Genomic DNA, 20,415 nt, shown 5'->3' on the forward strand with positions numbered 1-20,415 from the left:
CATCGTCCTGTAGCCGGCGAAGTCCGCACCATCCTGCCCGTCGACACGTCGCGGGAAAGGATCGGTCCCGATGCCAGCCGAGCGCATCCGAGTGGAAGGGGTTATCAAGCTCTTCGGCGAGCGCGCGCACGAGGGCCTCGATCTTCTGCGCAAGGGCGCCGGCAAGGATGCGATCCGCGAACGAAGCGGCGCCGTGCTCGGCCTCGACAATGTCTCCTTCACGGTCGAGGAGGGCGAGATCCTCGTCGTGATGGGCCTGTCGGGCTCGGGCAAGAGCACCATGCTGCGCTGCCTGAACCGCCTGGTCGAGCCGACCGCCGGCTCGATCCGCGTGGATGGCGTCGAGGTGACGACGCTCGGCAGCAAGGCTCTGCGCGAGTTCCGCCGCCAGACCTTCGGCATGGTGTTCCAGCACTTCGCCCTTTTTCCCAACCGCACCATTGCCGAGAACGTGGAATACGGGCTCGAAGTGCAGGGGGTCGCGCCTGCCGAGCGACGCCGGCGCGCGCTGGAGTCGATCGAACTCGTCGGGCTGCGCGGCTGGGACGCCAAGCTCCCGAGCCAGCTCTCGGGCGGCATGCAGCAGCGCGCCGGGCTCGCCCGCGCGCTCTGCGTCGACGCCGACATCCTTCTCATGGACGAGGCCTTCTCGGCGCTCGATCCGCTGATCCGGCGCGAGATGCAGGATGAGCTCGTCTCGCTTCAGCGCAACCTCAGGAAGACGGTCGTCTTCGTGTCCCATGATCTCGACGAGGCCATCCACCTCGGCGGCCGCATCGTCCTGATGCGCGACGGGGCGATCGTTCAGGCGGGCAGCGCCGAGGAGATCCTGCTCGCACCGGCCGACGACTATGTCCGGCGCTTCGCCGAGCATATCGACGTCTCCTCCGTCCTGACGCTCGGGCGGCTCGTGGACGAGACCCCGCCGCTCCTGCCCGAGTCGCTTCATGCCGAGGATGCCTGGCCCCTGGTCGAGACGCGCGCGCCGGACGAGGTGCTGGTGGTGACCTGCGACCGGCATATGCCGGTCGGCCGCGTCAGCCGCGACCGGCTCGGCGCGCCGGGTGCGCGCGGGCGACGGCTCGACGCCTTGATGGACGGCGGCATCGCGCGCGCGCGCTCGACCGACGTCCTGCGCACCGTCCTGCCGCTTCTCGCCCGCGAGCCGCTCGGCATCGCGGTCGTGGATGAGCACAATCGCTTCCTGGGCCTCCTCACGCGTGAGCGGGTCCTGCATGCCCTGGCCCGCACCCGACCCGGAGACGGCGAATGGAATGGCTCGACCCCCGCTCCTGGAGCGTTCCCAAGTTCCCACTCGACACGCTCAGCGACAACGGTCTCGACTGGCTTACCGCTCACCTTTCCGGCCTGACGCGCTCGCTGAGCCGTCTGATCGCGGGCTGGATCTCCAGCGGTACCGACCTTCTGCTCCTCGTTCCGCCCCCGCTTGTCATCCTGGCGTTGGCGCTTCTCGCCTGGCGGCTGGCGGGATCGCGCATCGCCGTCCTCTCGGCGGCGGGCTTCCTGTTCCTGTGGAACCTGCGCCTGTGGGACGCGACGATGGAGACCATCGTCCTTGTCACGCTTTCGACGCTCGCCGCGCTCGCGATCGGCGTTCCGATCGGCATCGGCTGCGCCTTGTCGCGCCGGCTCTGGGGCACCGTCGGGCCAGGGCTCGACATGATGCAGACCATGCCGAGCTTCGTGTACCTGATCCCCGCGATCCCGTTCTTCGGGCTCGGCGCGGTTTCGGCGGTGTTTGCGACCGTCGTCTTCTCCATGCCTCCCGTGATCCGCCTGACGGCGCTCGGCATCCTCTCGGTGCCGCACGACCTGACCGAGGCGGCCGACGCCTTCGGCACGAGCCCGATGCAGAAGCTCCTGAAGGTCCAGCTGCCGCTGGCGCTTCCCACCATCATGGCGGGGGTCAACCAGACCATCATGCTGTCGCTCTCCATGGTCGTGATCGCCTCGATGATCGGCGCGGGCGGTCTCGGGCGCGAGGTCTGGCGCTCGATCCAGCGCCTCGACGCCGGGTCCGGCTTCCAGGCGGGCGTCGCCATCGTGATCGTGGCGGTCGTGCTCGACCGCATCACCCAGGCCATGGCGCGGCGCGCCCGGCCCGCCTGACATCGTCTTCGACCCAGCCCCAAGGAGAACACTGCGATGCTGAAATCCCTGCTTCTCTCGACCCTCGCGCTTTCGGCGCTCGGCGGCACGGCGCTTGCCCAGGACAAGGCGGTGAAGCTCGCCTACGTGGAATGGTCGGACGCGGTGGTGGCGACCAACCTCCTGGCCGAGACGCTGAAGACCAAGGGCTACGACGTCACGCTGACGCCCCTTCCGGCCGCAGCCATGTGGCAGGCGGTCGCCACCGGCGAGGCCGACGCCATGGTCGCAGCCTGGCTGCCCGCCACCCATGCCGCCTACTACGAGAAGCTCAAGGATCAGGTCGATCTCGTCGGACCGAACGTCGAGGGCGCCAAGATCGGCTGGGCGGTCCCGACCTATGTCGACATGAGCTCGGTCGAGGACCTGAAGACCAAGGGCGGCGAGGTCGAGAACAAGGTGATCGGCATCGATCCGGGCGCCGGGCTGATGCAGGCCTCCGAGAAGGCGATCAAGGACTACGACCTGTCGGGCGTGACGCTGGTGGAAGGGTCCGACGCCACCATGACGGCGGCGCTCAAGGACGCGATCGACCGCAAGGAGCCGATCGTGGTCACGACCTGGACGCCGCACTGGATGTTTGGTCGCTACGAGCTGAAGTACCTCGCCGACCCGAAGGGCTCGTTCGGCGGCGAGGAGAGCGTGAACACCGTCGCCCGCAAGGATCTCGCCCAGGACATGCCCGAGGTCCACAAGATCCTCGCCAACTTCAAGATCTCGCTCGACGACGAGCAGAAGCTGATGCTGCAGAACGAGGAGAAGGGCACCGATCCGGCCGCGACCGCCAAGGCCTGGATCGAGGCGAACCCGGAGAAGGTCGCCGCCTGGACGAAGTAGGCGCGCTGAATCCGAAGGGGCGGTCCGCCGGGACCGCCCCTTCGGGCAGATCGCAGGATTGGAAGCTCAGGCCGTGACCTTGGCGCGGCTCTTGCGCGCCGCCTTGACCGGCTTGGGCGCGGCTGCGGCTTCGGCGGCCAGAAGGGCCTCGCGCTCCATGCGAAGCGCGCGCAGGCGAGCGGTCTTGTCTCCGACGGCCTTGGCCTCGGCGCGGATAAGGGACATGGCCGATCCCTTTTCGGACCGGTTGGCGATGTTGCCGAGCTCCAGCTCGGCCCGCGGGGTGTGCGTATCCATGGCGTCATGCCTTTCCGAACCGGGGGTGTGATCGTTTCACGCTGGTGCGTGGAAAACCCGGTACGCCGATCACTCGGCATGGAAAGGATTCTAGGGCGCGGGCACCGACTTTCGAGCCACGTGGTGACGTGGCGTTAAGAATCGATCGCATCGACGCCACGCCCGGTCGCGGCGACAACCCCTGGCCAGCGCCTTTCGCGCGCCGCCGCCACGCGGTCGATCCTCAAAGCGTGACGTAGGTTCCCAGTTCCACGACGCGGTTGGCCGGAATACGATAATAGTCGATCGCATCATAGGAGTGCCGCGCCATCTTGATGAAGAGCTGGCTTTGCCAGTGCGGCATCTCGGAGCGCGTCGTGGCCGACTTGATGCGGCGGCGCCCCACGAAGAAGGTCGTCGACATCACGTCGAACTTCACGCCCTGCTCGCGCAAGCGGATCAGCGCCTGAATGAGGTTGGGCTCGTCCAGGAAGCCGTAGTGCAGCTCGATGCGCGCAAATCCCGGGGCCAGCTTGGTGAACTCGATCTGCTCGGACGGCGGCACGTAGGGAATGTCGGCCGTGCGGATCGTCACGATGACGTTCTTCTCGTGCAGGACCCGGTTGTGCTTCAGGTTGTGCAGGAGCGCCGAGGGGACGGTCTCGGGCGTCGAGGTGAGGTACATGGCCGTGCCCGCCACGCGCGTCACGGATTGCGAGTTCTCCATCGCTTGGATGAAGGCGTCGAGCGACAGGTTCTGCTGCTGCGCCTTCTCGTTGAGAAGACGCACGCCGCGCACCCAGATCACCATCAGCGACACGATGCAGCCGCCGATCACGAGCGGCAGGTAACCCCCGTCGGCGAGCTTCAGGAGGTTGGCGGCCAGGAACGCGCCGTCGATCAGCAGGAAGGGCGTCACCACCGCGAAGGCGAGGCCGAGGCCCCAGCCCCAGCCGTAGGCGAAGACCACGATGGCGAGCAGGCTCGTGATGATCATCGTGCCGGTGACCGCGATGCCGTAAGCCGCCGCCAGCGAGGACGAGGTCTGGAAGAAGAGCACCAGGAGGACGACGCCGACCAGCATCAGCCAGTTCACGGTCGGCAGGTAGATCTGTCCCTGCTCGGACTCGGACGTGTGCTCGATCTGGAGGCGCGGCAGGAGCCCGAGCTGGATCGCCTGCTGGGTGAGCGAGAAGGCGCCCGTGATCACGGCCTGACCGGCGATGATGGTGGCCAGCGTCGCCAGGATCACCAGCGGCAGGCGGAGCGCTTCGGGCGCCGACAGGAAGAACAGGTTGGGAAGGGCTCCCGGGTCGGAAAGCGCGAAGGCGCCCTGTCCGAGATAGTTGAGCAGCAGGGCCGGGCCGACGAAGCCGAGCCAGGCGATGCGGATCGGCTGCTTGCCGAAATGGCCCATGTCCGCATAGAGCGCCTCGGCGCCCGTCACGGCTAGGAAGACCGAGCCGAGCACGGTGAAGCCGATCACCCCGTGGCTCGTCATGAACCAGAGGCCCTCCAGCGGGTTCAGCGCGTACAGAATCGTCGGCGCGTCCCCGATATGCGAGATGCCGATGCCGGCCAGCACCACGAACCAGAGCACCATGATGGGGCCGAAGAAGACGGCGACCTTGGCGGTTCCGAAGGACTGGACGGCGTAGAGGGCGACAATGATCGCGAGCGCGATCGGCACGATATAGGGATCGAGCCCGGGCGTCGTGACCTTGAGGCCCTCCACCGCCGACAGGACCGACACGGCCGGCGTCAGGATGGCGTCGCCGTAGAACAGCGCCGCCCCCATGATGCCGAGGATCATGATCGTGGGATTGGGGTGCCTGAGGCCGCGCTTGGCCATGGCCTTCTGCGCCAGCGCCATCAGCGAGAGCGCGCCGCCCTCCCCCTGGTTGTCCGCCTGGAGCACGAAGATCACGTATTTCACCGTGACCACGATCACCAGCGACCAGATCAGGAGCGAGACGATGCCGATGATCTCGGCCGCCGAGGGAACGCCGCCGACATGCAGCAGCGATTCCTTCATCGCGTAGAGCGGGCTGGTCCCGATGTCGCCATAAACGACGCCCACGCTTCCCACCACGAGAAGCGGCATCGCCTTCTTCGGATGAGTCGGCGGGCGGTCATGCGATGTGCCGGCCGCAACCGCGGCGTCACCAGTGGTCATTCCTCTGACGAGGCCTCCGGATGATGGGGGATGAGTGATCGAGCGGTGCGGGCGTATCCGGCCAGGTGACTCGTATGCGCTCCCCGACAGGGGATGGTTTCCTGCTGCTCCCGTTGCCGGTCTGCTCCGGCGTCTCGTGCCCATCGGCACGAACCGGACAAGGATCCTCATTCGGTTCGCGCTTCTAGCACGAAGGCCGGAGGCGCGCCAAGCGCGACCCGCAACCGCGCCCGGCCTGACGGGAACGCGGCCTTAATGGGTGATCGCAGAGAGTGCGGGGCCGGGCGGGCCGCCGTCCGGTTCCGCTGGAAGGCCCCCGTCCCGAGAATGTCGCTCCTTCTTTCCGGCTCCCTTGCCAACGCCGCACCGGCGCTTCGCCTGTCGCAGATCCTGTCGACGCTCAGCCATGCGCTCGACATGACGGAAGGACAGCCGGCCGGGCACTGCGTGCGGGCCGCCTTCGTGGCCGACCGGATCGGCGCGGCGGTCGGGCTTCCCGGTCCCGAGCGGCGCGATCTGCGCTACGCCGTGCTGCTGAAGGATCTCGGCTGCTCCTCCAACGCCGCCCGCCTGTGCCAGCTGTATCTGGCCGATGATCTCGGCTTCAAACGGGACTTCAAGCGCGTCGGCAGCGGCCTGCCGGAGGTGCTGCGCTTCGTCTTGGAACAGACCGGCGCGGGTGCCGATCTGGCGGGACGGGTGCGGGCGGTCGGTCATATCCTGCGCCATGGCGGCGAGATCTCGCGCGAGCTGATCGAGACGCGCTGCACGCGCGGCGCCTCGATCGCGCGGCGCCTGCGCTTCTCGGAAACCGTCGCCGAAGGCATCGCCTCACTCGACGAGCACTGGGACGGCGGCGGCAAGCCCTCCGGCCTCTCGGGCGGCGCGATCCCGCTCTTCAGTCGCATCGCGCTTCTGTCGCAGATCGTCGATGTCTTCCACCGCTTCGGCGGACCGCGCGCGGCGCTGGAGGAAACCCGCCGTCGCGCCGGACGCTGGTTCGATCCGTCGCTCGTCGCGGCGTTTCAGGACGTCGTCCGCGACGGAACGCTCTGGGACGAACTGGCGGGTCCCGAGGAACTCCTGATTCCGCTCGAGGACGATCCGGCCGAGCGGGTGGACGAGACCTACCTCGACGACATTGCCCAGGCCTTCGGCGACATCGTCGATGCCAAGAGTCCCTATACCGGAAACCATTGCCAGCGCGTCGCGCTGTATGCCGACATGATCGGCGAGAGCCTCGCCCTGCCCGACGAGGCGCGGCGGCGCCTGCGCCGCGCGGCGCTTCTTCACGACATCGGCAAGCTTGGCGTGTCCAACAGCATCCTCGACAAGCCGGGACGCCTCGACGAGCGGGAATGGAGCCTGATGCGGCGGCATCCCGTCCAGAGTCGCGTGATCCTGTCGGGGCTGCCGGTCTTCGCGGAAGCGGCCGAGATCGGCGGCGCCCATCACGAGCGCCTGGACGGGCGCGGCTACCCAGACGGCGTCGGCGGATCCGAGATCACGCCCCTCACCCGCATCGTGACCGTCGCCGACATCTTCGACGCGCTGACAGCGGACCGGCCCTACCGCAAGGCCATGTCGCGTGCGGAGGCCTTCGCGATCCTCGATGCGGATCGCGATACGGGGGTGGATCGGGAGATGGTCGCGGCCCTGCGCGCCGGTGTCGACCGGCTGGAGCGAGCAAACGCTGGCGTCGACGTGCTCGCGGCGGCCTGAGGGGTCTTCTGGCCGGCGCCGTAAAGCCTTATGTGAGGCTCGCCGGTCGTCGTCATCGCGACGATGCGCCGGACGACGCCCTGGCTTCCATGACACACCCCGTCATCCGACCCGCGACACCCAACGATCTCGACGCGCTCGTGCGCATCGAGGAGGCGGCGTTCACGGGCGACCGCATCTCGCGGCGCTCCTTCCGCAATCTTCTGGCGTCCCGCAGCGCGATCGTGATCCTCGCCGAAGGCGATGAGGCGCCCGGCGCCTATGCCGCGGTCCTTCTGCGCGAGGGCACCGCGCTCGCCCGGCTCTATTCCCTGGCGGTTCTGCCGGAGCGGGGTGGCCGGGGGCTTGGACGAGCGCTCCTTCGCGAGGCCGAGCGCCAGGCCTTCGAACGCGACCGCATCGCCTTGCGCCTCGAGGTGCGCGAGGACAATCACACCGCGATCCGGCTCTACCGCTCCGAGCACTATCGCCCGATCGGGCGGATCGACGCCTACTACGAGGACGGCGCGGCGGCGTTGCGCTTCGAGCGCACGCTGCGCGGCGAGCATCGCGTGGACACGGGCGTTCCCTACTACGCGCAGACCACGGACTTCACCTGCGGCTCCTGCTGCCTGATGATGGCGCTGGCGCGCGACGCCGCCGTCGAGCCCAGCCCGCGCCTGGAGATCCGCCTGTGGCGCGAGGCCACCACGATCTTCATGATGTCGGGTCCGGGCGGCTGCGAACCCTATGGACTGGCGGTCGCCGCGCACGAGGCGGGGCTCGCCGCCGAGATCCACGTCTCCACGGCGGGCGACCTGTTTCTGGAAGGCGTGCGCTCGGCCGAGAAGCGCCACGTCATGGCGCTGGCTCAGGAGGACTTCCGACTGCGCGCCGAGAGCTACGGCATTCCGGTCGCGATCCGGCCGGTCTCGATCGACGACCTGCGCGAGTGCGTCGCGACGGGCGGCACCGCGATCGTGCTGGTTTCGGGCTACCAGATGTTCGGGCAGAAGGTGCCGCACTGGGTGCTCGTGCATGGCGACGACGGCCGGCATCTCGTGCTGCACGACCCCTGGGTTGCCGACGAACGCGGCGAGTCGGCTTCGGACGCGGCGAATCTGCCGGTTCCCTATGACGCCTTCGCTCGCATGGCCCGCTTCGGAAAGGTCGGCCTCAAGGCCGCCGTGTTCCTCCATAAACGCTCCGCCTGACCGGGCCGTCCCGTCCCGCCCACGAGAAAGCTTTCCTCTGCGATGTCTCAATGGGTCATTCTGGTCGGCCGCCCCTCCGACCTCGACAATGCCGCGACCCCGCACAAGGTCATGACCAGCCGGGACTACCTGGCCCGTCCGGCCCTGTTCGGCGCCGAGCGGCCCAAGGTCATCAACCTGTGCCGGTCCTACAGCTACCAGAGTCGGGGCTACTACGCCTCGCTGCTGGCCGGCGCGCGCGGACACCGGGTGATCCCGAGCGTCGAGACCATGATCGACCTGTCCGAGCGCAAGCTCTACGAGAACGCGCTGCCGGAGCTCGAGGAACTGCTCGCCAAGGCGATCGGAGCGGAGAAGGACTGCCCGCGCGAGCCGGTACGCTTCTATTTCGGCTATACCGACGACGCGCGGCTGGAGCGCTTCGCCAAGCTCCTGTTCGACTGGTTCCGCGCGCCGGCGCTCGAGGTCGTCCTGGAATGGCGCGAACGGGTGCGCATCAAGCGCGTCGGATTTGCCTCGATCGGCAAGCTCGACGAGCCCGAGAAGGCGCGTCTCCTCCAGGCGATGGAGCGCTACACGGCGCGCGAATGGCGCGATGCCCGCTCCAAGACCCCTGCGAAATACTCCTTCGCGACCCTTGTCGATCCCAAGGAGACGCTGCCGCCCTCGACCATCGGCACGCTGAAGCACTGGGCCAAGATCGCGGGGCGCATGGGTGTCGACGTCGAGCCGATCGGCAAACGCGACCTGCCGCGCCTCGCCAACTTCGACGCGCTCTTCATTCGTGAGACGACGGCGATCTCGAACCACACCTACCGCTTCGCCCGCCGCGCCGTGCAGGAGGGCATGCCGGTGATCGACGATCCCGTGTCGATGATCCGCTGCACCAACAAGGTCTATCTCAACGAGCTGATGACGGCGAACGGGGTTTGCGTGCCGCGCTCGGTGATGATCGGCGGGCGCGAGGATTTCGCGCGCGCCGCCGACGAACTCGGCTTCCCGATGGTCCTGAAGATCCCGGACGGCTCGTTCTCGCGCGGCGTCAAGAAGGTGGCGGACCGGACGGCGCTGGAGGCGCTGGCGCTGTCTTGGCTGGAGGATACCGACCTTCTGATCGCCCAGGAGTTCATGCCGACCCGCTTCGACTGGCGCGTGGGCGTGCTCGGCGGCCAGCCGCTCTTCGCCGTCCAGTACCACATGGCGAAGTCGCACTGGCAGATCATCAATCACGAGACCGGCGGCCGACCGATGGAGGGCGGCTTCACCGCCTTTGCGCTCGCCGACGCGCCGCCCACCGTGCTCGACACCGGCCTTCGGGCGGCCAAGCTGATCGGTGACGGGCTCTACGGGGTGGACCTCAAGGAGACCGACAACGGCGTCTTCCTGATCGAGGTCAACGACAACCCGAACCTCGAGCACGGCGTCGAGGATGCCGCCGAGCGCGACGAGGTCTGGACGCGCCTGACGCGCTGGTTCGTCGAGCGGGTGGAACGCTAGCAAGGGAGCCAGCACCGCAAGGCGCCGGCTCCCGGACGGATATTAGGCGCAGTCGCCCGTACCCGAGCCGTCGGCCGGCTCGATCTGGACGCGGGCATGTCCCGCGCCGATGAAGCCGAGCTTGCCGGCGGCGCCCTTCGAAAGATCGATCATCCGTCCCTTCACGAAGGGGCCGCGATCGTTGATGCGAACGACCACGGAACGGTTGTTGTTGAGGTTGGTCACCTTGACCTTGGAGCCGAGCGGCAGGGTCTTGTGAGCGGCGGTCATCGCCATCGGGTTCATGCGCTCGCCGGAAGCGGTGCGCGAGGTCAGCGCGTACCAGGACGCGCGACCGCAGGTCGTCTTGCCGCCAGCAGCCTCGGCGGACCCGGAATGGGCCACGAAGCCGGTGAATACGACGGCAGCCGCCGCGATCGTCATTACGTTCAACTCTTCGGAACCTGTCCTGTTTTCGCCGGAACAGGGACCGAGCCTTATTGAAAGATGAACGAACCCATTGAGTTCATTCGAACTTTCCCCTCGTGGCCCCCGCCGTTCGACGGGGTCGGGGTGAGGGCAGGATGGGGCGAAACCGTGACGGTTCCATCACGCTCTATTTCCGCCTGATATATGACGAAATCGCTAACCCTCGTTTTCTCCTGCGTCACGGGGCTTGAGCGCTATCAGCCCTTCACGAAATGTCGGGAAAAAAAATTCGTACCCGAGCGCTTTCAAACGGCGATTCGAGACCTTTTTGTTCTCTCCGTAGAAAGATCGTGCCATCGACGTCAGTTCGGCGGTGGCAAAATCCTGCTCCGGCGGCGGTTCCACGCCGATCATCCGCGCGGCATGGAGAACGACGTCCTGTGGGGGCGCCGGCTCGTCGTCCGTGACGTTGTAGAGGCCCCCAATGCAACGGGCCGCGAGCAGCCGAAGCGCACCGGCGATGTCGGCGACATGGATGCGGTTGAAGACCTGCCCCGGCTTCACGAGGCGCTTGGCCCGGCCGTTGGCGAGATTGACGAAGCTGTTGCGGCCGGGACCGTAGATGCCCGACAGCCTCAGGATCGCGAGCGGTACGCCGCGTTGGGCCGCCAGAGCCGTCCAAGCCTCCTCCGCTTCCAGGCGCTCGTGCGAGCGGCGGGAAACCGGTCGGGGCGGTGTCGCTTCGTCGACCCAAGCGCCGCCATGGTCCCCGTAGACGCCGACGGTCGAGAGGTATCCGATCCATACGAGATGCGGCATCGCGCGAAGGATCGTCTCGCGATAGCAGCGCAGCACCGGGTCGCCCCGCTCGCCCGGTGCGATCGACACCACGAGATGCGTCGTGTGCCTCAGCGCCTCGGCGATGCCCTCCCCCGGCGTCTCGCCGTCGAACACGAGGCCCGGCCACCCGCGCGCCCGGAAGGACACGGCCTTTTCGGCGGAGCGCGTCGTCGCTCCGAGGATGCGGGCCGGCTCGGGCGCCTCCAGAAAGGCCACAGCGGAATAGCCCGCGCCGAAGACGAAGACGCCTTCTTCCGACGCCCCGGTCATCGGCGCTCCGCCGACTCGTCGAGGAAGCGGATACGGCCGATCTCGAGCTCGTCGATCCGCAGGCGGCGAACGCGCGCGTGCCTGACGTTCAGCGCACCGATCGCCAAAGCACCGATCGCGACCGCTCCGAGCGCGAGCGCGCCGACCGACAGGGCGCCGAGCGCGGCGGCCCCGGTGGCGCTGGCACCGACGGCCCGCGCGCCGGTTGCCTCCGCGGGCCGCCGCGCTGCGGGCAGTCTCGCCTTCTCAGGCGTCCTGTCGATCGATCGCATCCCATTCGCTCCGCACGAGGTCGTCCCGCTCGTTATGGAGGGCGGCCGCCCGGGCTGCCAAGGCATCCGCCGGCGCGAGCCGTGCCAGCGCCCAGACCGCCATGGCGCGCACCAGCGGCGCCGCGTCCCCCAGACGCTCGCGCACCGGCGGCAGAAGCGCGGGGTCGGCGGAGTTGCCGGCGGCGATCAGGCAGTTCGACACGAACTTGTCGCGTCCGATCCGCTTGATCGGCGAGCCTGCGAAGAGCGCGCGGAAGGCCCTGTCGTCGAGCGCGAGAAGTTCGCTGAGCGCAGGGGCCCTCAGGTCGTCGCGCGCCCGCAGCTTCGCCTCGCGCGCGGCCGAGGCGAACTTGTTCCACGGGCAGACCGCGAGGCAGTCGTCGCAGCCGTAGACGCGGTTGCCGATGGGCGCGCGCAGATCGCGCGGCACGACATGCCGCGTCTCGATCGTGAGGTAGGAGATGCAACGCCGGGCATCGAGCCGGTAGGGCTCGGGAAAGGCATGGGTCGGACAGGCGTCCTGGCAGCGGCGGCAGGAGCCGCAACTGTCCTCGCCCGGCTCGTCCGGCGCGAGATCCAGCGTCGTCAGGATCGATCCGAGAAAGAGCCAGGAGCCGTGCGCCCGCGACACGAGGTTCGTGTGCTTGCCTTGCCAGCCGAGACCGGCCGCCTGCCCGAGCGGCTTTTCCATGAGCGGAGCGGTATCGACGAAGACCTTGACCCCGTGCGGTTCGCCATCGGCCTGCGTTCCCGCACGCGCGAGGAGTCGGCCGGCGAGCTCCTTCAGCTTGCCCTTGACGACGTCGTGGTAGTCGCGGTGCCGTGCGTAGACCGAGATCGCGCCCCTGTCCGGTCGCGCGTTGATCGCCAAGGGGTCCTCGTCGGGCCCGTAGTTCAGGCCGAGCACGATCACGGTGCGCGCCTCGGGCCAGAGCGAGCCGACCGAGCGACGCCGCGAGGCCGTCTCGGGCAGCCATCCCATCGTGCCATGGAAGCCCGCGTCGACGAAGGCCTCGAGGCCCGCCGCAGCCGCCGTGTTCTCGCTGGCCCGCGCAACGCCCACCGCGTCGAAGCCGAGGCGTCGGGCGTCCGCATCCAGAAACCGGCGCAGGGCCGCGGGGCTCAAGGGATCCGCCATGCGACCGCTTCTAGAACCGCTTCGTCGCGCTGCCAATCAGGCCGGCCTGATCTCGCAGATCGCCGTCAGCGTGGTGCGATCGGGCGCCAGCGGTGCAGCACTCGGCCGCTCGAACGCTCCAGCGTCCAGTAGTGCCCCTCGAAGGGCTGGTCCGCGCTTCGGCTGATCGGCTCGCCCAGGAACGACAGGAGGAGCAGCGTCCCCACCCCGCCATGCGCGACCACCGCGACATCGCCCTCGCACGGCGCCTCCGCCAGGACGGCATCAACGGCCCGGCGAACGCGCGCCTGCGCGTCCACGGCTCGCTCCCAGCCGCGGATGCTCTCAGCGGGATGGGCGAAGAAGAGATCGGCCGTGCGCTGGAACTCGTCGGGCGGCAGGAAGCCGGTCGCGCGGCGGTCGTTCTCACCGAGATCGTCTCGACTTCGAACGACGAGGCCCTGCCGAGCGGCGAGGATCTCGGCGCCTTCGCGCGCCTTCGGCTCGCGACTCGACCAAACCTCCACGAGTTGGTCCCAGTCCCCTTCGCGGGCGAAGGCGTTCATGCGCTCGCGCCCACGAGCCGACAGGCTCCAGGCCTCCACCGGAACGGCCGGATCGATCACGACCTCCGGATGGGTGATGAAGACGAGACGTCCGCCCTTCAAAAATCGAGTTCGCCGTAGTGCGCGACTGGCGGGATGCCGCGCACGCGCTCTGCCAGAAAGGGGCGGAACGAGGGTCGCGACTTCATCCGCATGTACCACTCCTTGGCGAGCGGCTCCTCGTCCCAGGCGACCTCGCCGAGATAGTCGAGGATGGAGACGGCCGCGGCCGCCGCCAGATCGGCGTAGGACAACCGCGTTCCCGACAGCCAGTTGCGACTCTCGGCAAGCCAGCCGACGTAGCGCATGTGGTTCTTGAGATTGAGGCGCGCGGCGCGGATCGCCGAGGCGTCGGGCGGACCACCCCCCTCCTCGGCGCGCATCTCCAGCTTGAAGACGCGCTCGCGAACGAGGTAGCGCGTCACCTCCCCGTCCATCTTGCCGAGAAACCATTCGGTCAGCCGACGGATCTCGGCGCGCTCGCCCGGCTTTTCGGCCAAAAGGCGGCGTTCGCGCTGAAAGGCCCCGCGCGTTTCGTCGAGATACTCGGCCGCGACCGTCCCGCCGACGATCGCAGGGCCGTTGTCCTCCACCAGAACCGGCAACGTCGCCGCCGGGTTGAGCGCCAGGAACTCCTGTCGCCGCTGCCAGGGACGCTCCTCCACCAGTTCCACCCGCTCGCCATACTCGCCGAGCACCAACCGGATGAAGCGGGAGGCGGCGGACATGGGGTGATGGTGAAGCGTGAGCATGAAGGCGGGAGAACTCTCATTCGTTCGGTGCTCGCCGCGCCGACCAAGAGCGACCCGGAAGCGGGACGCCGCCGGTGGATCGGCGAGGAACCCCGACGGCTGAACCGCCGGATAGGCCACCGGAGATAGCCGATCTTCGCGAATCCGCAAGCGGCAGATCGCGGGACGGGCCGACTGGCGCGCGAAAGCTTCAGCCCGTAAGAGGACCGCGCCCGTTTTGCGGCCCTTCACGCGTCCTGTCCTTCCGGGCAAGCGCCCCGACCTGTCTGGAGACGATCGACATGCCCTATCTGGACGCGGTGATCCTCGGCATTCTCGAGGGTCTGACGGAGTTCATTCCGGTTTCGTCGACGGGCCACCTCATCCTCGCGAGCGAGCTTCTCGGCTTTCGCTCGACGGGCAACACGTTTCCGATCCTGATCCAGCTCGGCGCGGTGCTGGCCGTGCTCTCGGTCTATTTCGGCCGCCTGTGGCACCTGGCCGTCACGCTTCCCTCCAGCCCGAGGTCGCGTCGCTTCGTCGGAGGCATTCTTCTGGCCTTCCTGCCGGCGGCCCTGATCGGGGCGCTGGCCCACGACTTCATCAAGACCGTCCTCCTTGAATCGCCCATGACGATCTGCATCGCGCTGGTGATCGGCGGCATCCTGCTTCTCGTGATCGACCGCCTGCCGCTCGTTCCGCGCTATCGCGACGTCGAGGACTACCCGCTCTCGCTCTGCCTGAAGATCGGCCTGTTTCAGTGCCTGGCCATGATCCCCGGCACGTCGCGTTCGGGCGCGACCATTGCGGGCTCGCTTCTGCTCGGCACCGACAAGCGATCGGCGGCCGAGTTCTCCTTTTTTCTCGCCATGCCCACCATGGCAGGCGCCTTCGCCTTCGACCTTCTCAAGAACTACCAGCTTCTGTCCACGGACGACCTCGCGGTGATCGCAATCGGTTTCGTGGCGGCGTTCCTGTCGGCGCTCGTGGTCGTGCGATCGCTCCTGACCTTCGTGTCGCGCTACGGCTTCGCTCCCTTCGCCTGGTGGCGCATCGTCGTCGGCGCGATCGGCATCGGTCTTCTTCTCGCCTACCGCTGAGTGACGCAAAGACGAAGCGGGGCTGAACGTCCCACGTCGTACGAATGCGAGGGCCTCGGTCTGCGGCCCAGCCCGGATACACAAAGGGGACCGCTTGGGTCCCCTTTTGCATGTCAGCTTCAGGATAAGGCCTCGGACCGGTCCCTGGGGCCCGGAGCCCGCAACCCCGACCGTTGCCGTTGGCCGGTTAGGCCTTGGCGGGCTGGTCGTCGCCGGGCAGCGTTTCGTCCTCGGCCGGGCGGTCGTCGTGCGGCTGAGGCTTGGTGAACTGACCCTGCGGCCGGAACCGAACGAGATAGGTGGGCAGAACGGCTTCCAGCGTGCGCGGTCGGATGCCGAAGGCCTCGAAGGTACGCTTCTCGCTGATCGCCCGGTCCGACACGACGTTGTCGATCTGAAGCTGCGTGACCTGGTCGGTCGTCAACGGCGCGCCTGGCAGGAAGCTCGTCCAGTCCGCGATCTTGGCGGCGAGCCCGAACGGGATGTTCACGAAGCGGCGGCGCCGCTCCACGACGCGCAGCATCTCCTCCATCATGGCGCGAAAGCTCAAGGCCTCGGGGCCACCGAGCTCATAGACCCGCCCCCCCTCCACCTTGCCTTCGACCGCATCCGCGACGGCCAGCGCCACGTCGTTGACGAAGACCGGCTGGAATCGGGTGTGGCCGCCGCCGAGCAACGGCAGCACCGGCGACAGGCGGGTCATGTTGGCGAAGCGGTTGAAGAACTGGTCCTCGGCGCCGAACACGATCGAGGGGCGCAGGATAACGGCGCCCGGCACCGCTTCCAAGACGCGGCGCTCGCCGTCGGCCTTGGTGCGGGCGTATTCCGACGGGGAGTCGGCATCGGCGCCGATCGCCGACATCTGCACCATGCCGATGCCGCGTTTGGCGGCCCCTTGCGCGATCAGGCCGGCGCCTTCCGCCTGGAGAGCGGTGAAGCTCTGGTCGCCCGCCTCGGCCAGGATGCCGACGAGATTGACGGCGTGATCCGCCCCTTCCAGGGCGCGCTCGACGGACCAGGGGAAGCGCAGGTTTGCCTGAACCGCCTGGATCTGCCCGAGATTGCCGGCGATCTGGAGATGATAGGCCAGGTCCGGCCGGCGGCACGCGACACGAATGCGGTGTCCACGCTTGGCGAGCGCGTGGACGACGTAGCGGCCGAGGAAGCCGGAGCCCCCGAACACGGTGACCAGCTTTTTCGTATCGATCGCCATGGCTCTTCTCTTCGCGTTGCGGACCGGCGGGGTATGGTGTGGCGGCAGGCTTTAACGGCAATCACGCGAGCGGAAAAGCCGCGCCGACGGATTTCGCGAAAGCGCCATTGACACGACCCGACCCCACCCGTAGACAACGCCCCGTGCCCAGGTGGCGGAATTGGTAGACGCGCACGGTTCAGGTCCGTGTGCCGCGAGGCGTGAAGGTTCGAGTCCTTTCCTGGGCACCAACAACCCCGTAAGGGGTTGACCCGCAAAGAAAATCAGCAGGATCATAGGTTTAGCGTCGCCCCAGTGCTACACAGGGGTGCTACACATGGTCCTTGCGATGAGCCGTCCGCAGAAGCATCCTCGAACCGGCGTTTACTGGTTCCGAATGCGAGTGCCGGCCGACTTGGTCGCCGCCGTTGGGCGCAAGGAAATCACCCGCAGCCTCGAGACGAAAGACCCTAGTGAAGCCCGGCTGCGCCATGCCCAGCTTCGTTCGGAGTATGACGCTTACTGGGCCAACCTCAGGGCGGGCCCCCGCACCCTGACGGAGCGTGAAGCCCACGAGTTGGCCGAGCCGTTCTACGACGACTGGCTGGGCAAGCATGAACAGAACCCAAGCCAGCAGACATTTTGGGACACCCGGGTCGGGGCGCGGCTTTGGTCACGGGACGCGGTCAACGCCGACCCGGTGCCTGATTGGGTGACCGCTCCGGTTGATGGCTACGCCCTCACCTCTGTGCAGTTTCTTCGACATGCGAGTTTGGAGCGTTGGTGCCGGGAACAGGCAACGTCGTTCCTCGCCGGCAGGGGCCTCGTCACGTCGAACGACAGTCGGGACGCGATGGCCCGCGCCATCGGGGCGGCCGTTCAGCGAGCGAGCTTGATTCTGGAGCAGGAAGCGCGCGGTGACTACGCTGCGCGGGGCCACAGGCCGTCGCCAACCGCTTTGACCCATACAGCGACGCCGAATAGCGTTGGCGCGACAGGCGGCAGCCCAAGGGCCGCCAAAGGGCAGCCCAGCGTGTCGCTGAGCGGCCTGGTCGACGACTGGTGGCAGGAAGCGAAGGCGACCGGGCGTAAGCCCAGCACCTATGAGAGCTACCGCAACGCGTTCGCAACATTGATCAAGTTCCTCGGCCACGACGACGCGACTCAGGTCGGCAAGGCGGACGTGATCGCCTTCAAGGACCATCGCCTCGCGACGCCGTCAGCGCGCACAGGCCGAGTTCCGTCTGCTAAGACCGTTAAGGACTCCGACCTGACCGCCCTGAAGGCGGTGTTCGAATGGGGCGTTGTCAACGGCCGAATGGCCGAGAATCCTGCAACAAACGTCACCATCAGGCTCGGTAAGCCACGCAAGCTTCGCGACAAGGGGTTCACCGACGCTGAAGCCATCGCCATTCTGCAGGCCGCCTCGACCTTCGAGCTAGGCCGAGAGAATGCCCGTACGGGTGCGGCCAAGCGATGGGTACCTTGGTTGTGCGCCTTCACCGGCGCACGCTTGGGCGAGATCGCCCAGCTTCGCAAAGAGGACGTCACGCAACGCGACGGGCATTGGGTCGTCCGCATCACGCCTGAGGCTGGGACGGTCAAAACGAACGAGGCTCGCGAGGTGGTTCTGCATTACCAGCTGCAGCAGCTAGGGTTTCCGACGTTCATCGAGCAAGCACCCAAGGGCCACCTATTCATCACCGTCGGCAAGGAAGGCGACGTGCTCGGGCCCCTGCAGGGTCTGAAGAACCGCCTATCGGCCTTCGTGCGGACGGTTGTCACCGACCCGAACGTCGCGCCGTTTCATGGCTGGCGACATCGGTTCAAAACCGTTGGGATGGAGGTCGGCATCCCTCCCCGCGTTCTCGATGCCATTCAAGGTCACGCCCCTCGGTCAGTGTCCGACTCCTACGGTCAGGTGACCCTTCGCACGATGGCTCAAGAGATCGAAAAACTGCCTCCGTTCAAACTCGAGGGCTAACGTAGCCGGATCGACCGAGGGATCTCATCAAGTCTCGGAATCCATTGATATGCAGCACTAGAAAAAACTGAGTGGACGGCTGATGATGCGGCTCAGGGCAAAACGCTGTCGACTCGGTGAGCACCCGGCTGTGTCCTGTTGGGTACCCAACAAGCGAGGTTGCAATCATGGGCAGCTACAATGCGAAAGCACTCGAGACCATCCAAAAGACGCATGATGCAAAACTTTTGGACGAGTTTATTGCTCAAGCCGCGGACAATCCAATGAGGGTTGCGCTTGAGTGTCAAACGGCCGTGCACGAAGTTGATTTTCTCGCCGAAAAGTCTCTGAGTTCGCTTCTAGCCGTTGGCTATGCCGTTGCGTTCCGACTGAAGGACTCGCCAGAAGATCTGCGCAAACTTGCAACCAACAATCACTGGTCCCCGCCGATCCGAAAGCTGCCGACGGGAGATAAAATCTTACGGCTTGTTTTTCGTTTTCTCAAGCAAGCCTGGGTCAGGGGGGCCGCCTACAACACAGCGACTCGGTATACAGTTGCTCTTGCTCGCTCCTTCGATGAGGGCGTAGCTCCGTCTGCAATTCCCCGACTTATCGAGGACAACGGTGGCATTGAAGCCTTCTACCGCAAAGAAGTCGGCATTCGTAAAGCTGATAAGGGAAAGCGTAGGGGAGCTTACCGTCACAGCGCCCCATCTCATAAATCTCTTTCTCGCAAGCCCTCGGGTCGCAGCAGGCTTCAATTGGGGCAAAAACCCACTAGCGACGCGGAGTTGCTAGCTCTGTCGGCAAATCTCCGTGACCAAATCAGCGATTTCGTTTTTCGCCGGCGTGAGCAGAAGGACGCGGGCTGACCATGATAAATGACGAGCGCAGCCTTCTGTTGAAGATGGTACGGGCTGCGACCGGTCGCCCAGGCGGCGAGCAGAATGGGATGCGTCACGTAAAGGGCGGGGTGCCTTGTAACACACATCACCCTCACGAAAGCCCCAACCATGCCCTCAATGAGCTTATCGCTGCCTTCTAACCACCGTTTATCGGCCGAATGTCACAAACCTCACGTTGCCACCCCCTATAGGGGAAAACGTCGGCCACTCAACACATGGCCAGCGTTTGTCGAGGCACATCGGGACACTGGCGCATTTTTCGATTATTTGAGGAAGGGACGAAAAGGGTCGGTTCAACTCAGCCAAGCAATTTTGAGCGAGCTGGAACCGGACACTGCTCTCTTCCTCTATGCAAACAACCATGAGGCCCGAATTGCGTTTGCATCGGTCGCTATGCGCCACTTCCAAGCGTTTATGGACGAGCGAGAAACGACGTTCTTTTGGGTCACCTTCATCCCTGGGAAGTTCGTCGTACCCGAGAGTGAAGCTGCCGACTTCGATCCTCGTAGAATGCAGGGTTGGGCGCATCAGGCACTCAGTGGCTTCTCGCACCTCGGAATGGTTGAACTTGCCTACTACACAAACGTGAGCGCGTTGCTGAGAGGACACGAACGAGGTGCATCCTGGCATAGCCATCACCTTGTCTGGGGATGTGAGAAGGCAACCCTTCAGCAGCGCATGAAAACCCTAAACGCCCAATCCAAAGCATTTCTTCCAGGCGTTGAGCCAGCCTTCGCGGTTGAGCTGCGCCCAGAGGAAGTGATCGGCAAACTGCTCTACATGCTGAAATTTCCGCAGAGCAATTACCGCTGCTATCCCAAAAAAGCTAAGCGATTTGACGCCAAAACCCACAAAATGATTTCGGAGCCGACGGGCTTCTTTCGACAGCGGAAAGGCGAACTCCGTCCAGGTGAAAAGGCTAGGGTGTGTCGTATGCTGGAAGATGCGTACCTCCATCGGCTAGCGTTCGCGGGGGGCGAAGGGGTTCCCTTGCTTGCTGCCATCCGCAAGGACGCGCTTCTTCCATATCGTCGCGAACAGTCGCGCGTCGCGTCGCGTGCGGCCTTCTCCCGGGCTCGCCGCTGACAACCCTGAAGTTATCGAGAGCGACGCATCTCAATTCCGTGCCGTTGTCGTTCTGA

General features: G+C 66.4%; 19 protein-coding genes and 1 tRNA gene. 11 read left to right on the forward strand and 9 right to left on the reverse strand.

From position 1 onward, the window contains the following. The first annotated feature begins 70 nt into the window (after window positions 1–70). The 3 genes from BLQ76_RS13325 to BLQ76_RS13335 are packed head-to-tail and all read left to right on the forward strand — an operon-like array spanning window position 71 to window position 3,006. Complete coding sequence (locus BLQ76_RS13325; protein WP_090674012.1) at window positions 71–1,372, forward strand: quaternary amine ABC transporter ATP-binding protein; 1,302 nt, start codon at window positions 71–73, stop codon at window positions 1,370–1,372. Beyond that, window positions 1,270–2,130, forward strand: a complete 861-nt coding sequence (locus BLQ76_RS13330; protein WP_090674016.1) for an ABC transporter permease — start codon at window positions 1,270–1,272, stop codon at window positions 2,128–2,130. Before BLQ76_RS13325 ends, BLQ76_RS13330 begins: the two co-directional genes overlap by 103 nt. Window positions 2,131–2,166: 36 nt before the next feature. Next, a complete protein-coding gene (locus BLQ76_RS13335; protein WP_090674018.1) occupies window positions 2,167–3,006 on the forward strand; it encodes a glycine betaine ABC transporter substrate-binding protein in 840 nt (279 codons plus the stop codon). Between the two features lie 66 nt (window positions 3,007–3,072). On the opposite strand, the gene BLQ76_RS13340 is transcribed toward BLQ76_RS13335, so the two are convergent. Both BLQ76_RS13340 and BLQ76_RS13345 read right to left on the reverse strand, forming a co-directional pair. Continuing rightward, the gene (locus BLQ76_RS13340; protein WP_090674020.1) at window positions 3,073–3,303 is read right to left on the reverse strand and encodes a hypothetical protein; all 231 of its coding nucleotides are present in this window, start codon (window positions 3,301–3,303) and stop codon (window positions 3,073–3,075) included. A 223-nt stretch (window positions 3,304–3,526) separates the two neighbouring features. After that, window positions 3,527–5,458 (reverse strand): potassium transporter Kup, encoded by a 1,932-nt coding sequence (locus tag BLQ76_RS13345; protein WP_090674022.1) that lies wholly within the window; start codon window positions 5,456–5,458, stop codon window positions 3,527–3,529. Window positions 5,459–5,785: 327 nt separating this feature from the next. Here BLQ76_RS13345 and BLQ76_RS13350 point away from each other — a divergent pair, with 327 nt between their 5' ends. The 3 genes from BLQ76_RS13350 (at window position 5,786) to BLQ76_RS13360 (ending at window position 9,870) form a co-directional block, all read left to right on the forward strand. Further along, window positions 5,786–7,180: an HD-GYP domain-containing protein gene (locus BLQ76_RS13350; RefSeq protein ID WP_090674024.1), complete on the forward strand. Its 1,395-nt coding sequence runs from the start codon at window positions 5,786–5,788 to the stop codon at window positions 7,178–7,180. An 89-nt stretch (window positions 7,181–7,269) separates the two neighbouring features. After that, on the forward strand, window positions 7,270–8,373 hold the full coding sequence (locus BLQ76_RS13355) for a peptidase C39 family protein (protein WP_090674026.1): 1,104 nt from the start codon (window positions 7,270–7,272) through the stop codon (window positions 8,371–8,373). Window positions 8,374–8,415: 42 nt separating this feature from the next. Next, entirely contained in the window at window positions 8,416–9,870 is a 1,455-nt protein-coding gene (locus BLQ76_RS13360) for a RimK family protein (RefSeq protein ID WP_090674027.1), read from the forward strand. A gap of 42 nt (window positions 9,871–9,912) precedes the next feature. On the opposite strand, the gene BLQ76_RS13365 is transcribed toward BLQ76_RS13360, so the two are convergent. The 6 genes from BLQ76_RS13365 to BLQ76_RS13390 form a co-directional block, all read right to left on the reverse strand. Further along, window positions 9,913–10,302, reverse strand: coding sequence for a septal ring lytic transglycosylase RlpA family protein (locus BLQ76_RS13365; RefSeq protein WP_170842584.1), 390 nt, complete (start codon window positions 10,300–10,302; stop codon window positions 9,913–9,915). Between the two features lie 192 nt (window positions 10,303–10,494). Continuing rightward, on the reverse strand, window positions 10,495–11,388 hold the full coding sequence (locus BLQ76_RS13370; protein WP_090674031.1) for an SDR family oxidoreductase: 894 nt from the start codon (window positions 11,386–11,388) through the stop codon (window positions 10,495–10,497). Then, entirely contained in the window at window positions 11,385–11,660 is a 276-nt protein-coding gene (locus BLQ76_RS13375) for a hypothetical protein (RefSeq protein WP_090674033.1), read from the reverse strand. The genes BLQ76_RS13370 and BLQ76_RS13375 overlap by 4 nt, the downstream gene beginning before the upstream one ends. Further along, window positions 11,635–12,798 carry a tRNA epoxyqueuosine(34) reductase QueG gene (gene queG, locus BLQ76_RS13380; RefSeq protein ID WP_090674036.1) on the reverse strand — a complete coding sequence of 388 codons (1,164 nt, stop codon included), beginning with the start codon at window positions 12,796–12,798 and terminating at the stop codon, window positions 11,635–11,637. Before queG ends, BLQ76_RS13375 begins: the two co-directional genes overlap by 26 nt. Before the next feature lie 65 nt (window positions 12,799–12,863). Beyond that, complete coding sequence (locus tag BLQ76_RS13385; RefSeq protein WP_090674038.1) at window positions 12,864–13,445, reverse strand: histidine phosphatase family protein; 582 nt, start codon at window positions 13,443–13,445, stop codon at window positions 12,864–12,866. Further along, entirely contained in the window at window positions 13,442–14,134 is a 693-nt protein-coding gene (locus BLQ76_RS13390) for a glutathione S-transferase family protein (RefSeq protein ID WP_090674041.1), read from the reverse strand. Before BLQ76_RS13390 ends, BLQ76_RS13385 begins: the two co-directional genes overlap by 4 nt. A 281-nt stretch (window positions 14,135–14,415) precedes the next feature. Here BLQ76_RS13390 and BLQ76_RS13395 point away from each other — a divergent pair, with 281 nt between their 5' ends. Then, window positions 14,416–15,213, forward strand: a complete 798-nt coding sequence (locus tag BLQ76_RS13395; RefSeq protein WP_090674043.1) for an undecaprenyl-diphosphate phosphatase — start codon at window positions 14,416–14,418, stop codon at window positions 15,211–15,213. Between the two features lie 187 nt (window positions 15,214–15,400). On the opposite strand, the gene BLQ76_RS13400 is transcribed toward BLQ76_RS13395, so the two are convergent. Beyond that, window positions 15,401–16,426, reverse strand: a complete 1,026-nt coding sequence (locus tag BLQ76_RS13400) for a complex I NDUFA9 subunit family protein (RefSeq protein ID WP_090674045.1) — start codon at window positions 16,424–16,426, stop codon at window positions 15,401–15,403. 145 nt (window positions 16,427–16,571) lie between these two features. Between BLQ76_RS13400 and BLQ76_RS13405 the strand changes: the two genes are divergently transcribed. The 4 genes from BLQ76_RS13405 (at window position 16,572) to BLQ76_RS21725 (ending at window position 20,359) form a co-directional block, all read left to right on the forward strand. Then, window positions 16,572–16,656 (forward strand) — tRNA-Leu (locus BLQ76_RS13405). An 86-nt stretch (window positions 16,657–16,742) separates the two neighbouring features. Continuing rightward, window positions 16,743–18,389 (forward strand): DUF6538 domain-containing protein, encoded by a 1,647-nt coding sequence (locus BLQ76_RS13410; protein WP_090674152.1) that lies wholly within the window; start codon window positions 16,743–16,745, stop codon window positions 18,387–18,389. Between the two features lie 167 nt (window positions 18,390–18,556). After that, on the forward strand, window positions 18,557–19,240 hold the full coding sequence (locus tag BLQ76_RS21720) for a hypothetical protein (RefSeq protein ID WP_139184003.1): 684 nt from the start codon (window positions 18,557–18,559) through the stop codon (window positions 19,238–19,240). Between the two features lie 345 nt (window positions 19,241–19,585). Further along, window positions 19,586–20,359: a hypothetical protein gene (locus BLQ76_RS21725; RefSeq protein WP_139184004.1), complete on the forward strand. Its 774-nt coding sequence runs from the start codon at window positions 19,586–19,588 to the stop codon at window positions 20,357–20,359. Window positions 20,360–20,415 lie beyond the last annotated feature (56 nt).

This window comes from Aureimonas jatrophae (assembly GCF_900104035.1).
In the GTDB taxonomy this organism is placed as follows: Bacteria; Pseudomonadota; Alphaproteobacteria; order Rhizobiales; family Rhizobiaceae; genus Aureimonas; species Aureimonas jatrophae.

Coding starts and splice junctions, on each gene's coding strand:
- BLQ76_RS13325 (WP_090674012.1), top strand. CDS start 71: ATGCCAGCCGAGCGCATCCGAGTGGAAGGGGTTATCAAGCTCTTCGGC.
- BLQ76_RS13330 (WP_090674016.1), top strand. CDS start 1,270: ATGGAATGGCTCGACCCCCGCTCCTGGAGCGTTCCCAAGTTCCCACTC.
- BLQ76_RS13335 (WP_090674018.1), top strand. CDS start 2,167: ATGCTGAAATCCCTGCTTCTCTCGACCCTCGCGCTTTCGGCGCTCGGC.
- BLQ76_RS13340 (WP_090674020.1), bottom strand. CDS start 3,303: ATGGATACGCACACCCCGCGGGCCGAGCTGGAGCTCGGCAACATCGCC.
- BLQ76_RS13345 (WP_090674022.1), bottom strand. CDS start 5,458: ATGACCACTGGTGACGCCGCGGTTGCGGCCGGCACATCGCATGACCGC.
- BLQ76_RS13350 (WP_090674024.1), top strand. CDS start 5,786: ATGTCGCTCCTTCTTTCCGGCTCCCTTGCCAACGCCGCACCGGCGCTT.
- BLQ76_RS13355 (WP_090674026.1), top strand. CDS start 7,270: ATGACACACCCCGTCATCCGACCCGCGACACCCAACGATCTCGACGCG.
- BLQ76_RS13360 (WP_090674027.1), top strand. CDS start 8,416: ATGTCTCAATGGGTCATTCTGGTCGGCCGCCCCTCCGACCTCGACAAT.
- BLQ76_RS13370 (WP_090674031.1), bottom strand. CDS start 11,388: ATGACCGGGGCGTCGGAAGAAGGCGTCTTCGTCTTCGGCGCGGGCTAT.
- BLQ76_RS13375 (WP_090674033.1), bottom strand. CDS start 11,660: ATGCGATCGATCGACAGGACGCCTGAGAAGGCGAGACTGCCCGCAGCG.
- queG (WP_090674036.1), bottom strand. CDS start 12,798: ATGGCGGATCCCTTGAGCCCCGCGGCCCTGCGCCGGTTTCTGGATGCG.
- BLQ76_RS13390 (WP_090674041.1), bottom strand. CDS start 14,134: ATGCTCACGCTTCACCATCACCCCATGTCCGCCGCCTCCCGCTTCATC.
- BLQ76_RS13395 (WP_090674043.1), top strand. CDS start 14,416: ATGCCCTATCTGGACGCGGTGATCCTCGGCATTCTCGAGGGTCTGACG.
- BLQ76_RS13400 (WP_090674045.1), bottom strand. CDS start 16,426: ATGGCGATCGATACGAAAAAGCTGGTCACCGTGTTCGGGGGCTCCGGC.
- BLQ76_RS13410 (WP_090674152.1), top strand. CDS start 16,743: ATGGTCCTTGCGATGAGCCGTCCGCAGAAGCATCCTCGAACCGGCGTT.
- BLQ76_RS21720 (WP_139184003.1), top strand. CDS start 18,557: ATGGGCAGCTACAATGCGAAAGCACTCGAGACCATCCAAAAGACGCAT.